The 13102-nt window shown below is 60.5% G+C and carries 14 protein-coding genes; 12 read left to right on the top strand and 2 right to left on the bottom strand.

Going from position 1 to position 13102, the window contains the following annotated elements:
* The first annotated feature begins 95 nt into the window (after positions 1-95).
* From A7317_RS15790 to A7317_RS15775, 4 genes are all read left to right on the top strand, one after another.
* Complete coding sequence (locus A7317_RS15790) at positions 96-2249, top strand: TonB-dependent siderophore receptor (protein WP_069076275.1); 2154 nt, start codon at positions 96-98, stop codon at positions 2247-2249.
* 124 nt (positions 2250-2373) lie between these two features.
* Positions 2374-2730: a VOC family protein gene (locus tag A7317_RS15785; protein WP_024075753.1), complete on the top strand. Its 357-nt coding sequence runs from the start codon at positions 2374-2376 to the stop codon at positions 2728-2730.
* Between the two features lie 99 nt (positions 2731-2829).
* Entirely contained in the window at positions 2830-3294 is a 465-nt protein-coding gene (locus A7317_RS15780; RefSeq protein WP_069076274.1) for a hypothetical protein, read from the top strand.
* Positions 3295-3381: 87 nt separating this feature from the next.
* Entirely contained in the window at positions 3382-3930 is a 549-nt protein-coding gene (locus tag A7317_RS15775) for an AAA family ATPase (RefSeq protein ID WP_069076273.1), read from the top strand.
* Positions 3931-3947: 17 nt separating this feature from the next.
* Here the strand turns inward: A7317_RS15775 and A7317_RS15770 are convergent, their stop codons facing one another.
* Positions 3948-4322 (bottom strand): winged helix-turn-helix transcriptional regulator, encoded by a 375-nt coding sequence (locus tag A7317_RS15770; RefSeq protein ID WP_024075756.1) that lies wholly within the window; start codon positions 4320-4322, stop codon positions 3948-3950.
* Positions 4323-4434: 112 nt separating this feature from the next.
* Here A7317_RS15770 and A7317_RS15765 point away from each other — a divergent pair, with 112 nt between their 5' ends.
* Entirely contained in the window at positions 4435-5169 is a 735-nt protein-coding gene (locus A7317_RS15765) for an SDR family NAD(P)-dependent oxidoreductase (RefSeq protein ID WP_069076272.1), read from the top strand.
* 49 nt (positions 5170-5218) lie between these two features.
* Positions 5219-5842: an NADPH-dependent F420 reductase gene (locus A7317_RS15760; protein ID WP_420492572.1), complete on the top strand. Its 624-nt coding sequence runs from the start codon at positions 5219-5221 to the stop codon at positions 5840-5842.
* 99 nt (positions 5843-5941) lie between these two features.
* Here A7317_RS15760 and A7317_RS15755 read toward each other — a convergent pair whose 3' ends face one another.
* A complete protein-coding gene (locus A7317_RS15755; RefSeq protein ID WP_024075759.1) occupies positions 5942-6877 on the bottom strand; it encodes a helix-turn-helix domain-containing protein in 936 nt (311 codons plus the stop codon).
* 348 nt (positions 6878-7225) lie between these two features.
* Here A7317_RS15755 and A7317_RS30070 point away from each other — a divergent pair, with 348 nt between their 5' ends.
* The 6 genes from A7317_RS30070 to A7317_RS15730 all read left to right on the top strand — a co-directional run bounded on the left by A7317_RS30070 (position 7226) and on the right by A7317_RS15730 (position 13094).
* On the top strand, positions 7226-7405 hold the full coding sequence (locus A7317_RS30070) for a hypothetical protein (RefSeq protein ID WP_081329218.1): 180 nt from the start codon (positions 7226-7228) through the stop codon (positions 7403-7405).
* Positions 7406-7424: 19 nt separating this feature from the next.
* Positions 7425-8483 carry a phenylacetaldoxime dehydratase family protein gene (locus tag A7317_RS15750; protein ID WP_069076270.1) on the top strand — a complete coding sequence of 353 codons (1059 nt, stop codon included), beginning with the start codon at positions 7425-7427 and terminating at the stop codon, positions 8481-8483.
* 437 nt (positions 8484-8920) lie between these two features.
* On the top strand, positions 8921-10435 hold the full coding sequence (locus A7317_RS15745) for an amidase (protein ID WP_069076269.1): 1515 nt from the start codon (positions 8921-8923) through the stop codon (positions 10433-10435).
* 95 nt (positions 10436-10530) lie between these two features.
* Positions 10531-11133, top strand: a complete 603-nt coding sequence (gene nthA, locus A7317_RS15740) for a nitrile hydratase subunit alpha (RefSeq protein WP_024075762.1) — start codon at positions 10531-10533, stop codon at positions 11131-11133.
* 42 nt (positions 11134-11175) lie between these two features.
* A complete protein-coding gene (gene nthB, locus A7317_RS15735) occupies positions 11176-11838 on the top strand; it encodes a nitrile hydratase subunit beta (RefSeq protein WP_069076268.1) in 663 nt (220 codons plus the stop codon).
* Entirely contained in the window at positions 11835-13094 is a 1260-nt protein-coding gene (locus tag A7317_RS15730; RefSeq protein ID WP_069076267.1) for a GTP-binding protein, read from the top strand. The genes nthB and A7317_RS15730 overlap by 4 nt, the downstream gene beginning before the upstream one ends.
* Positions 13095-13102 lie beyond the last annotated feature (8 nt).

Here is a 13102-nt window from a genome sequence, read left to right as displayed (position 1 = left end):
GCTTTTTTTGGCCGCCTTGATCTGTCAAGCTGATGAGAACAATTATCAACAGCTTTACTATTTGCCAGGAATGGTATTCAGGGAGAGTCAGGTTCATGTCTGTTCAACACCCAGGCGGCAAGGTTTTTTCACCCAGTTTTATGGCGATGGCGATGTGCCTGGCAACGTCCCAGGCGACCTTCGCAGCCGACACTGAAAAACCAGCACCGCTGGAACTGGGGGCTACCGAAATCTCCGGCCAACAGCTTGGCGACACCACCGAAGGCACGCAGTCCTACACCACCGGCGAGATGGCCACCGCCACCAAACTGCCCCTGAGCATGCGCGAAACGCCCCAAGCCGTGACGGTCATCACCCGTCAGCGCATGGACGACCAGGCCATGACCAGCGTCAACGACGTGGTCAAGAACACGCCGGGGCTGTTCCTCAGCCAAGCCAGCGGGCCGGGCCGGCAAACCTACAAATCGCGCGGTTTCGACATCGACAACATGATGTTCGACGGCCTGCCCAGCGCCTATTCCGGCTACGCCAACAGTGTGCAACCTAACCTGGCGATGTTCGACCGCGTGGAGGTGATCCGCGGCGCCACTGGCCTGGTTACCGGTGCCGGCAACCCCTCGGCGGCAATCAACTTCGTGCGCAAGCGCCCAACCCTTACCCCTCAGGTGTCGATTACCGGCGCAGCCGGCAGTTGGGATGACTACCGCGGGGAACTCGATGCTTCCAGCGCCTTGAACGACAGCGGCACCCTGCGCGGCCGGGTGGTTGGCTCATACCGCGATGCCAATAGTTTCCGCGACAAGGAAACCAGCGACCACGGCCTGTTCTACGCCATTGGTGAGGCCGACCTCAGCGAAAACACCACCGCCACCCTGGGGTTCTCGCAACAGGAAGACCAGACCAACTACTTCTGGGGCGGCCTGCCCCTGGGCGCCGACGGCCATCACCTGAACCTGCCCCGCTCCACCAACCCCGGCAGCGACTGGGAAAACAAGAAACTGACGATCAATACGGTGTTCGGCGACGTGCAGCATCGCTTCGACAATGGCTGGAAACTCAACCTCGCCGGCTCCGCCTCGCAACTGGACGGCGTGTTCACCGGCACCTACCAGTCGCGCTACCGGACCACACTGGCGAGAACCGCCTACCAGTCGCATCAGGACGACAAACAGTACGCCTTCGACACCTTCGCCAGCGGCCCGGTCGAAGCCTTCGGTCGCACCCACGAAGTAGTGGTCGGGACCAGCAAGCGCATCCTCGACGCCACCTCCAAGGAATACAGCCCCTATGACACCAACTATCCCCTCAATGGTGCAAAACCGGACTTCGTGCGCAATGGCAAAGGCCATGCCATCACCAGCCAGGACGGCGTCTACCTGACCACCCGCCTGAACCTGGCCGACCCGCTCAAAGTGATTCTCGGCGGGCGCCTGGACTGGTATGACTACGACGATCGCCAGGGTAACGGCGACTACAAAGTCACCCGCAACCTGACGCGTTACGCCGGTGTGATCTATGACCTGGACGAGCATCACTCGGTCTACGCCAGCTACACCGATATCTTCACCCCGCAAAGCAGCAAGGACCTCTCGGGCAAAGTGCTGGAGCCGATTGTTGGCGAGAACTACGAGGTGGGCCTCAAAGGCGAGTACTTCAACGGTGCCCTCAACGCCAGCGTGGCGGTGTTCCAGATCGACCAGAAGAACCGCGCCACCCAAGCCGCGACCCAGCTCGGTTGCCCTCAGCTCACCTGCTACGACGCCTCCGGGCTGGTGCGCAGCCAGGGTATCGACCTGGAACTGCAAGGCGCACTCACCGAGAACTGGCAGGTCGGCGGCGGTTTCACCTACACCCGCGTGCATTACATCAAGGACACCAACGCCGCCAACAAAAACCAGCGCTTCGACACGGACACCCCAGAACGGATGTTCAAGCTCACGACGTCGTACCGCTTCCAGGGCCCACTGGAAAAACTGCGCATCGGCGGCAACGTCTACTGGCAGAGTCGCATGTACAACGACGTCGTCCTCGCTGACAGCAGTCGCTACCGCCTGGAACAAGGCAGCTATGCCGTCGCAGACGTCATGGCTGGCTACCAGGTGACCCGGCACCTGGACCTGCAAGTGAACGTCAACAACCTCTTTGACCGCACCTACTACTCCGCCATCGGCACCAGCCCTATCTGGGGTTCCACCGACACCTACGGTAACCCCCGCAGCTTCGGCCTGACAGCCAAGTACACGTTCTAAATGCACTGGGCGCCGGTTTCGACCACGAAGTTGAAATCGGCGAACAGATCAAGCTGCAGGAATATTTACCTCGGTATCAGATACGTTACACTCGCCGCCTTAAACATCCGCCAGGGAGGCAACCATGAGCGTTCGCGGTCACGATCGACAGATCGACAATATCGAATTCAATGTGGCCAACATTGCCCGCAGCAAAGCGTTCTACGGCGAAGCGTTCGGCTGGACCTTCGTCGACTACGGCCCGACGTACACCGAATTCAGCGATGGCCGCTTGACGGGCGGTTTCACCACCGGCGAGCCCGTTCGCCCGGGCGGCCCCTTGATCATTTTGTACGCCGATGACCTCGATGACACCCAGCGACGGCTTGAAGCCGTGGGCGCCGTCATCACCCGTGCGACCTTCTCGTTCCCAGGCGGCAGCAGGTTCCACTTCACGGATCTCGACGGCTATGAACTGGCCGTCTGGACCGCTCAGCCATAAATCCCCGCTTGGATGCGCGCGACATTCCCGTACAAGGGGGTCGCGTCGTCATCCGTTGAACACCGACTTTTCTCCATCAGATAAATGCAGGCTGTCTAAATGCGCAAGATTGCCCTCCCGTTTTTGATGCTGTTGCTGTGCCTGCACGGCTGTGCCGAAATGCCCGCCTACTCGAATGTCACCGCCAGCGACGCGAGCGATGAGTCGCGCTATACCGTCGTCGAAACCGACACGTATGCGGGGCGGCCTCAACGGCACCTGCTGGATGGCCAAGCCGACCTGAACATCATCAGGATCAACGATAAGAAGGTCGGAAACATCCCCTTCTCCACGTACTACTACAGGAACGACTCGCCCCAGCGCGCCATCCTTATACCCGGCAAATACAAGATCCAGCTGGAATACCGCTTGCCTCGGTACTTCATGTTTGCAGAACTGGATTTTGAGGGTAAACCCGGCCAGAAGATCATCGCCCGCTCGGAGTACATTGGGCTGAATCGAATCAAAGTCTGGTTGGAAGATGCCGCGACCGGTGAGGTGGTCAGCCAGCGGGCGAGATATTAAAGCCGCCCTCGACGCCTCCCGCTCATCAGCGGCGCACGGTTCACTTATCGCAGCGAGCAAACTCGTCCTCGGGTGGCGGAACGCGAAATGACAAAAGAGACAGCACGTCACATCTTGATCACCGGCGCGGCAGGTACCGGCACCACGACCTTAGCCGATGCGTTAGGCAAGGCGTTGAGCGCGACGCACCTGGAAGCCGATGACTATTTGTGGCTACCCAGTGACCCGCCCTATCAGCACCTGGCAGACAAAACGCAGCGAGGCGCGCGCTTGCGACAAGCAATGCACGCGCATGGCCGCACCGTGGTGGCCGGATCCATCATGGGCTGGGGCCAGCCGCTTGAAAGTGAGTTTGACCTTGTGGTGTTTCTTTATCTTCCTGCCGAACTCAGGTTGGCGCGATTGGAACATCGAGAAGCCAAGCGTTTCGGACAAGCAAGGCCCGAGTTTCTGGCGTGGGCGGCTCAGTATGACGAGGGAGACGCCCCTGGACGTAGCTTGGCCAGGCATCAGCAGTGGCTGTCTGCCCTGCCCTGTACGGTATTGATGCTGGAGGGGGATATGTCTGTGGCAGATCGAGTCCGGCGGGTATTGAGCACGCTCGACGGACTGAAGCGCCCGCCGTCAGTCACGTGAAAGGGCGTGATAGGCGCTCAGTCTTTAACCTCGGGCAAAGCGTCGCGCTTGGCGAAGATGCCTGCCATTTCCGCCGCGTTCTCAGTGCCCCAGGTACACAGCGGCACGATCGCCTCAGCCAGGCTGCGACCCAGCGGCGTCAGCGTGTAGTCCACGCGCGGCGGCACTTCTTTGTAATCGGTCCGCGCCAGCACGTGGTCGGCTTCCAGATCCTTCAATTGCTGGATCAGCACCTTGTCGCTGACGCCTGGGATCAAACGCTTGAGCTCGCCGTAGCGCTTCGGGCCGTCGCGTAGGAAAAACAAGACCAGCGGTTTCCACTTGCCCGAGATGATGCGCAGCGTGGCGTTGAGCCCGCAACCGGTACCGCAGATTTCAGAGTTCCTGGTCATTTTTTGATACTTACCAAAAGGTGCATACTTGTCCTTAGGTTATTAGCACCGCATCCTCGTCTCAAGCAAGCGATTTCCTGCTTGGGTACAACTCCAACGAAGGATGCACGTCATGACCAGATTGAATGGAAAGACCGCCGTGATCACCGGCGGCGCTACCGGCATCGGCCTCGCCGCGGCAAAACGCTTCATCGAGGAAGGCGCGTTCGTCTTCATCTTCGGCCGCCGGCAGCAAGCGCTCGACGCCGCCGTGGCCGAGCTAGGCCCCAACGTCCGTGCGGTGAAAGGCTCGGTCTCTGATCAGGCCGACCTCGACCGGCTCTACGCAGCGGTGAAGGCCGAGCGTGGAACCCTCGACATCGTCTTCGCCAATGCCGGGGCGGGAAGCCCGCTTGCGCTCGGCACAATCACCGCCGAGCACATTGACGAAGTCTTCGACACCAACGTGAAGGGCTTGATCTTCACGGTGCAGAAGGCGCTGCCGCTGATGGGCCAGGGCGGTTCGATCATCCTCACCGGATCGAGCGCCGGCACCACCGGCGCCCCGGCGTTCAGTGCCTACAGCGCGAGCAAGGCGGCCGTACGCAACCTCGCGCGCAGCTGGGCGCAAGACCTGAAGGACACCGGCATCCGAGTCAACGTGCTGTCGCCCGGGCCAACGGCCACCGAACTCGCGAAGGCAGCGCTAGGTGAGGAAGGCATGAAGGTCTTCGCCTCGATGAATCCGCTCCAGCGCATGGCCGATCCAGTGGAGATCGGCGCGGTGGCTGCCTTTCTCGCATCGCACGACAGCAGCTTCATGACCGCCAGCGAGGTCGCCGTCGACGGCGGCCTGGCCCAAATCTGACCTGCTACGCCCGGCTGCTCACTCGATTCGATATTCGCAGCGGCTGGGCGTGGTAAACCTGAGGAGAAACGCTATGAGCTACGCAATTATCGGCTTCGGCAAGCTCGGCCAAGCGCTTGCCAAGGCCTTTGCCCGAAGCGGCATCGACGTATCCGTTGCGACCACTCGCGCTCCGGAAAGCTTTGCATCCCTGGCTGCCGCGATCGGCCCCCAGATCACGGCCACAACGCTGGCGGAGGCCGTCAAGGCGGACATCCTCTTTTTGGCGGTCCGGTACGAGTCGCACGGGGATGTTGCACAGGCGCTGCCAACCTGGACGGGAAAGATCATCATCGACGTGACCAATGCTTACGGCGTGCCCCCAGAAACACTGGGAGGACAGCCCTCTTCCGAGGTCATCGCGCAGGCCCTCACGGGGGCCAGACTGGTTAAGGGTTTCAACCATCTGGTCGCTGCCGTCCTTGACCAGGATCCAGCGGTCCAGGGCGGCAGGCGAGTCGTGTTCCTGGCGAGCGACGATGACAGCGCGGCGGAAGAGGTTGCTGCGCTTGCGAACAATCTCGGTTTCTCGCCGCTGCGACTGGGCGGGCTTTCGGAAGGTGGCCTGCTGGTCCAGGCGCGCGGAAACAGCTGGGGGCCGCTGATCTTCAAGGACCTGGTCAAGTTCGACTGACGTATTGCGCGCGCACATGTCGGTACGAGCCGGCCTCGCGGATAAAGGCCAGCCTCTGACTGATTGAAGCGCGGTCCTGGCTCGATCGCTCGCCCCCTCTCAATTTCGATGCAGCAGCGTATTGGGCGCAACGCCGAATGCCTTGCGGAACGCATGGCTGAAATGGGAAAAATCAGAAAACCCGAAATCCAGTGCCGCCTGGGAAACACTGCGCACCTGGCCGCGTTCAATCGCTTCGCGGCTGGCGTTGAGGCGCTCCTTCCAAATCTCGGCCACGGGAGTCTTCTGATAGCGTGCGAAGGCGCGTGTAACGGTTCTGGTGGACACGTTGTGGGCCTGCGCGATGACTTCAATCGACAGGTCCGGCTCGGTCAGGTGCCGTTGAATGTACTTCATGATGCGACCGTAGAGATCCAGTTCTTCATGGGTGGTCTTCAAGTCCTGCACTTCCAGGCTGATGACGAGAAGGTCGAGCAAAGCACTGGAATAACGGTTCGAGATGGCCTCGTCCTGCAACGATGCCGGCGTACTTGCGGCCTGACGTAACATTTCCCGCAATGGGATTACGCCAGGGCGCCGATCGTCGAGGACCATTGCGGTGTAGTCCGCGATGCGCGGCAGACGTTCGACGAGCAAGCTCCGAGGAATACGGACCAGGTGGTTTTCGGTACCACCGAAGCTGAATCGAAACGCCTGAGTTGCGTCATAAAGAAACAAATTGCCCGACGCCAGATTGGCTTTCCGGCCGCCCTGTTCAATTTGACCATGGCCATTTCGAGAGAAACCCAACCACAGTTCTTCGGCCGGACCGCTGCGCAGGTGGCGCTCGGAACGCTCCCAATAATGCAGGGGCGATGACAATGAACAGATGTCCAGATCGCCTAAGGTATTGACGGCGAGCGCACCATCGAAACTGCTCTGGGACAAGGGTTTGCTATCGGCCGTCAGACAATGGCGGCAAACCACTTCCTTCCAATATTCAAAGCGACGGGGTGCGGCAACGGCAAGGGTCGAATACTGAGTGCTTGGGTTCATGGCACTGACCTCGGTACGGCAATGCAAAAGAGCTCGATGATGTGTAACTGTTTGTCACCGTTAGCAATTAACAGGCCAAGCACACGCAGGGACATCCCAAGGGCTTTACGACGAGGTTTGCATCGAGGTGGCGCCAGCCCGGGGTGGAGATTGAAGCGCCCGCCATCCCCATTCAGAGGCACAGGGCCTCACATTTTCGGCCTGGGTGCACCAACCCCGATCATGGCCCGGCAGTGCCAGCGTTGTCTTTTCCAACCAAACGGTTGTCCTGACGAACAAAGCGACCCATCGCCGTTCCGCCTAGTTTTCACCTCACAGCAGCTCATCCCCGCACTGATGAGGCACCCCATGCATCGACAACGTTCACACCCCTTGCCGGACGCTTCCTGGCCTTTGCACACGCGCGACCTCGTGCCTGAAGAGTCGGTGTACTGGTTGATCGAATGGGGGGCCATGAAGCTGCTGCACCGACAGCGGGAGACCCACCCTGCCACCGGGGCGTTGAATCCTACCCGCATGCCTGAATGAAAATAACGAGGAGCCCAAGATGGAATCTGCGATCGACACACATCTCAAATGCCCACGCACCCTGTCTCGTCGCGTGCCCGAAGAGTATCAGCCCCCCTTCCCAATGTGGGTCGCACGCGCTGACGAACAACTGCAGCAAGTGGTGATGGGTTATCTCGGCGTGCAGTATCGCGGCGAGGCACAACGCGAGGCCGCGCTGCAGGCCATGCGGCATATTGTGAGCAGCTTCAGCCTGCCGGATGGCCCGCAGACCCACGACCTGACCCACCACACCGACAGCAGCGGCTTCGATAATTTGATGGTCGTGGGTTACTGGAAAGACCCGGCCGCCCACTGCCGCTGGTTGCGTTCGGCCGCGGTCAACGATTGGTGGACCTCGCAGGACCGCCTCGGTGAAGGCCTTGGTTATTTTCGTGAGATCAGCGCGCCGCGGGCCGAGCAGTTTGAGACCCTCTACGCCTTCCAGGACAACCTGCCCGGTGTCGGCGCAGTCATGGACAGCACCAGTGGCGAAATCGAGGAGCACGGTTACTGGGGATCGATGCGCGACCGTTTCCCGATATCCCAGACAGACTGGATGAAGCCCACGAACGAGCTGCAAGTGGTCGCCGGTGACCCTGCCAAAGGTGGTCGGGTGGTGATCATGGGGCATGACAACATCGCCTTGATTCGTTCAGGCCAGGACTGGGCGGATGCCGAAGCTGAGGAGCGCTCCCTGTACCTCGACGAGATCCTGCCGACCTTGCAGGACGGCATGGACTTCCTGCGCGACAACGGCCAGCCCCTGGGCTGCTACAGCAACCGGTTCGTACGCAATATCGACCTGGACGGCAACTTCCTCGACGTGAGCTACAACATCGGTCACTGGCGTTCGCTCGAGAAACTCGAACGCTGGGCGGAATCGCACCCTACCCACCTGCGTATTTTCGTGACGTTCTTTCGGGTGGCCGCGGGGTTGAAAAAGTTGCGGCTGTACCACGAGGTATCGGTCTCGGACGCCAAAAGCCAGGTATTCGAGTACATCAACTGTCATCCGCACACCGGCATGTTGCGGGATGCCGTTGTCGCGCCCACCTGACACTCAACGCTGACCCATCTGTCCTGGAGGGCGTCGCTCCTCCCTCCAGCCTGACGCCGGGTTCACCCCATTATTTTTTGGTCCCTCATCTCTAGCGCATGGGGTGGGGGCCACCTTTTTGGCAGGGATTTGATCATGAAACCGAATCGAAGTGTGCTGGTGCTGGGAATGTTGCCGGGAGGTTTCGAACCGTTGCGCGCAGGGGCCAATGCCTCGCTTTTTTTATTATCGGCACGCGCAGCGATCTGATCTTTATCTTCTGAGTGCAGATGTCTTTTTCAACCAAATGAGTGTCCTGCTCAACCATGCAAATACGGCCATAGCGGCCTAATTTTATCTCCATTGCGACCCGGACTCAGTGGGTCCCACGGGCTCGAAACGGTTGTCGAACAATCCCGAGCCGGTGTGTCGATCATCGATCAAAAGACAGGAAAATCATGGCCATTACTCGCCCTACCCTCGACCAGGTTTTAGACATCGCGACCCAGTTGCACATGCAACTGACGCACGAACAGGCAGCGTCCTACCTGGAACTGATGCAACCGAGTTTCGACGCCTACGACCTGGTCGACGAACTGGCTGATTTCGTTCCGCCAATACGCTACGACCGCAGTTCAGGCTATCGCCCATCGGCCAAGGAAAACCCTCTGAACGCCTGGTACTACCGAACAGAAGTGAATGGTGCCCGCGAAGGCCTGCTGGCGGGTAAAACCGTCGCGCTCAAAGATAATATCTCCCTGGCAGGCGTCCCCATGATGAACGGCGCAGCGCCGTTGGAAGGCTTCGTCCCGGGGTTCGATGCCACGGTGGTCACCCGCTTGCTCGATGCGGGGGCGACCATTCTCGGCAAAGCCACCTGCGAGCACTACTGCCTTTCAGGAGGCAGCCACACCTCCGATCCAGCCCCGGTGCACAACCCACATCGCCACGGTTATGCCTCTGGCGGTTCCTCATCAGGCAGCGCGGCATTGGTTGCGGCCGGTGAGGTGGACATCGCCGTGGGCGGCGATCAAGGCGGCTCCATTCGGATCCCGTCGGCCTTCTGCGGTACCTACGGCATGAAGCCCACCCACGGCCTGGTGCCCTACACCGGCGTCATGGCGATTGAAGCCACGATCGATCATGTCGGCCCCATCACCGGTAACGTACGCGACAACGCGCTGATGCTGCAGGCAATGGCCGGTGCAGACGGACTCGACCCGCGCCAGGCGGCGCCTCAGGTCGATGACTATTGCAGTTACCTGGAAAAAGGCGTGAGCGGACTCAGAATCGGGGTGCTGCAAGAGGGGTTCGCGCTTGCCAACCAGGACCCTCGCGTGGCGGACAAAGTGCGCGACGCCATCGCCCGACTCGAGGCGTTGGGCGCTCATGTCGAGCCGGTCTCCATTCCCGAGCACAACCTGGCGGGGTTGCTGTGGCACCCCATCGGTTGCGAAGGCTTGACCATGCAGATGATGCATGGCAACGGCGCAGGCTTTAACTGGAAAGGACTTTACGATGTCGGCCTGCTGGACAAACAAGCCAGCTGGCGCGAGCACGCAGACCAATTATCCGCGTCGCTCAAGCTCTGCATGTTCGTCGGCCAATACGGCCTGTCGCGCTACAACGGACGCTACTACGCCAAGGCCCAGAACCTTGCACGCTTTGCCCGGCAGGGATACGACAAAGCGCTGCAAACCTATGACCTGCTGGTGATGCCGACCACGCCCATCACGGCCCAACCCCACCCGCCAGCGAACTGCTCGATCACGGAGTACGTGGCTCGCGCGTTGGAAATGATCGGCAATACCGCGCCACAGGACATCACCGGGCATCCGGCCATGTCGATTCCGTGTGGCCTGCTGGACGGCCTGCCCGTCGGGCTGATGCTGGTCGCAAAACACTACGCCGAGGGCACGATTTACCAAGCGGCGGCGGCGTTTGAAGCCTCGGTGGACTGGCGCACGCTCTGAGCCTTTTACAGGCGCCGCCACCCCCTGAAGAACGATAAGAAAGACCGGCAAGTTGCAATGACTTTTCAACCGCGTTGACTGATAGGAGTTACCCCATGAGTACATCGATTTCCACGACCGCGACACCTTCGACCCCCGGTGAGAGAGCATGGGCCTTGTTTCAAGTGCTCAAGAGCAAGGAACTCATCCCAGAGGGCTATGTCGAGCAGCTCACTCAATTGATGGCCCATGACTGGAGCCCGGAGAACGGCGCTCGCGTGGTCGCCAAGGCATGGGTCGATCCGCAGTTCCGGGCGCTGCTGCTCAAGGACGGAACAGCCGCTTGCGCGCAGTTCGGCTACACCGGCCCACAAGGCGAATACATCGTCGCCCTGGAAGATACACCGGGGGTGAAGAACGTCATTGTCTGCAGCCTGTGCTCCTGCACCAACTGGCCGGTCCTCGGCCTGCCACCCGAGTGGTACAAGGGCTTTGAGTTTCGTGCGCGCCTGGTCCGGGAGGGGCGCACCGTACTGCGCGAGCTGGGGACGGAGTTGCCGAGCGACACGGTCATCAAAGTCTGGGATACCAGCGCCGAAAGCCGTTACCTGGTGTTGCCGCAAAGGCCTGAAGGCTCTGAGCACATGAGTGAAGAACAGCTTCAACAGCTGGTGACCAAAGACGTGCTGATTGGCGTCGCCCTGCCACGCGTTGGCTGAGAAAAAACAACTCATCATCGTTCAACTTGCGGAGTTTTCATTATGGATGGCTTTCACGATCTCGGCGGTTTCCAAGGCTTTGGCAAAGTGCCGCACACCATCAACAGCCTCAGCTACAAACAGGTTTTCAAGCAGGACTGGGAACACCTGGCCTATAGCTTGATGTTTGTCGGCGTTGACCAATTGAAAAAGTTCAGCGTGGACGAAGTGCGTCACGCCGTCGAACGCCTGGACGTTCGCCAGCATGTCGGCACCCAGTACTACGAACGCTACATCATCGCGACCGCCACGCTGCTGGTGGAAACGGGCGTTATCACCCAGGCGGAGCTCGATCAGGCATTGGGTTCCCACTTCAAGCTGGCGAACCCCGCCCATGCGACAGGTCGCCCGGCGATCACCGGCAGGCCGCCCTTCGAAGTGGGCGATCGGGTTGTGGTTCGAGACGAATATGTGGCGGGGCATATCCGCATGCCGGCCTACGTGCGCGGTAAGGAAGGCGTGGTCCTGCACCGCACCTCAGAGCAGTGGCCCTTCCCCGACGCCATTGGCCACGGCGGCTTGAGCGCAGCCCATCAGCCTACCTACCACGTCGAGTTTCGCGTGAAAGATCTATGGGGTGACGCGGCAGATGACGGTTACGTCGTGGTCGATCTTTTCGAAAGCTACTTGGATAAGGCCCCCGGTGCCCAAGCGGTGAACGCATGATTGAAGGCGCCCAGGCGGGCCGACTGCCGGTGACGGTCCTTTCCGGCTTCCTCGGCGCCGGAAAAACCACCCTGCTCAACGCTATCCTGCGAAATCGCCAAGGACTGCGGGTCGCGGTCATCGTCAACGACATGAGCGAAGTCAACCTCGATGCCGAATCGGTGCAGCGCGACGTCTCGCTGCACCGTGGCCGCGATGAGTTGATCGAGATGAGCAATGGCTGCATTTGCTGCACCCTGCGCGCCGACCTGCTGGAACAGATCAGTGACCTGGCACGTCAGCAGCGCTTCGATTACCTGCTTATCGAATCCACGGGGATCTCCGAACCGATGCCGGTCGCGGAGACCTTCGCCTTCCTCGACACCGAAGGCTTCAGCCTCAGCGAGCTGGCACGCCTTGATACACTGGTGACGGTGGTCGATGGCAGCCAATTTCAGGCGCTGCTGGAATCGACGGATACCGTTGCCCGCGCCGACACCGAGGCGCACACGTCCACGCGTCACCTGGCGGATCTTCTGATCGAACAGGTGGAGTACGCCAACGTCATTCTGGTCAACAAGCGGGACCTGATCGACGAGCCCGGCTACCAGGCAGTGCATGCGATCCTCGCTGGCCTGAACCCGAGCGCGCGGATCATGCCGATGGCTCACGGGAACGTCGCGCTGTCCAGCCTCCTCGACACCCATCTGTTTGATTTACCCAGCCTCGCAGCCTCGCCGGGCTGGATGCGTAAAATGGAAGCTACCGATACGCCGGCCTCCGAGTCGGATACCTATGGCGTGACATCCTGGGTCTACCGGGAGCGTGCGCCTTTTCACCCCCAGCGCTTGCTCGAGTTTCTACAGAAGCCCTGGCGCAACGGTCGCTTGTTGCGCAGCAAAGGTTACTTCTGGCTCGCCAGCCGCCACCTGGAAATCGGCCTGCTGGCGCAAAGCGGCAAGCAGTTCCAGTGGGATTATGTCGGGCGCTGGTGGAACTTCATCGAGCCATCGCAATGGCCGCGGGACGAATATCGGTTGCAGGGCATCATGGCCAAGTGGGACAGCGTTGTCGGCGACTGCCGACAGGAGCTGGTCTTCATCGGCCAGGGGCTCGACACCCGCGTCTTGCAGCGCGAACTCGACCATTGTTTGCTGAGTGCCCAGGAAATAGCCGCCGGCCCACTGGCCTGGCAGGCACTGCCGGCGGCGACGGCCTTTGACACCGAGGCCTTATCGGCACGCCCCACGCCCCCCATGGCGGTTCAACCGACTTGACCCGGTAG

Source organism: Pseudomonas fluorescens, assembly GCF_001708445.1.
Lineage (GTDB): Bacteria > Pseudomonadota > Gammaproteobacteria > Pseudomonadales > Pseudomonadaceae > Aquipseudomonas > Aquipseudomonas gorinensis.
This window is presented reverse-complemented; position numbering and strand designations above follow the sequence as displayed.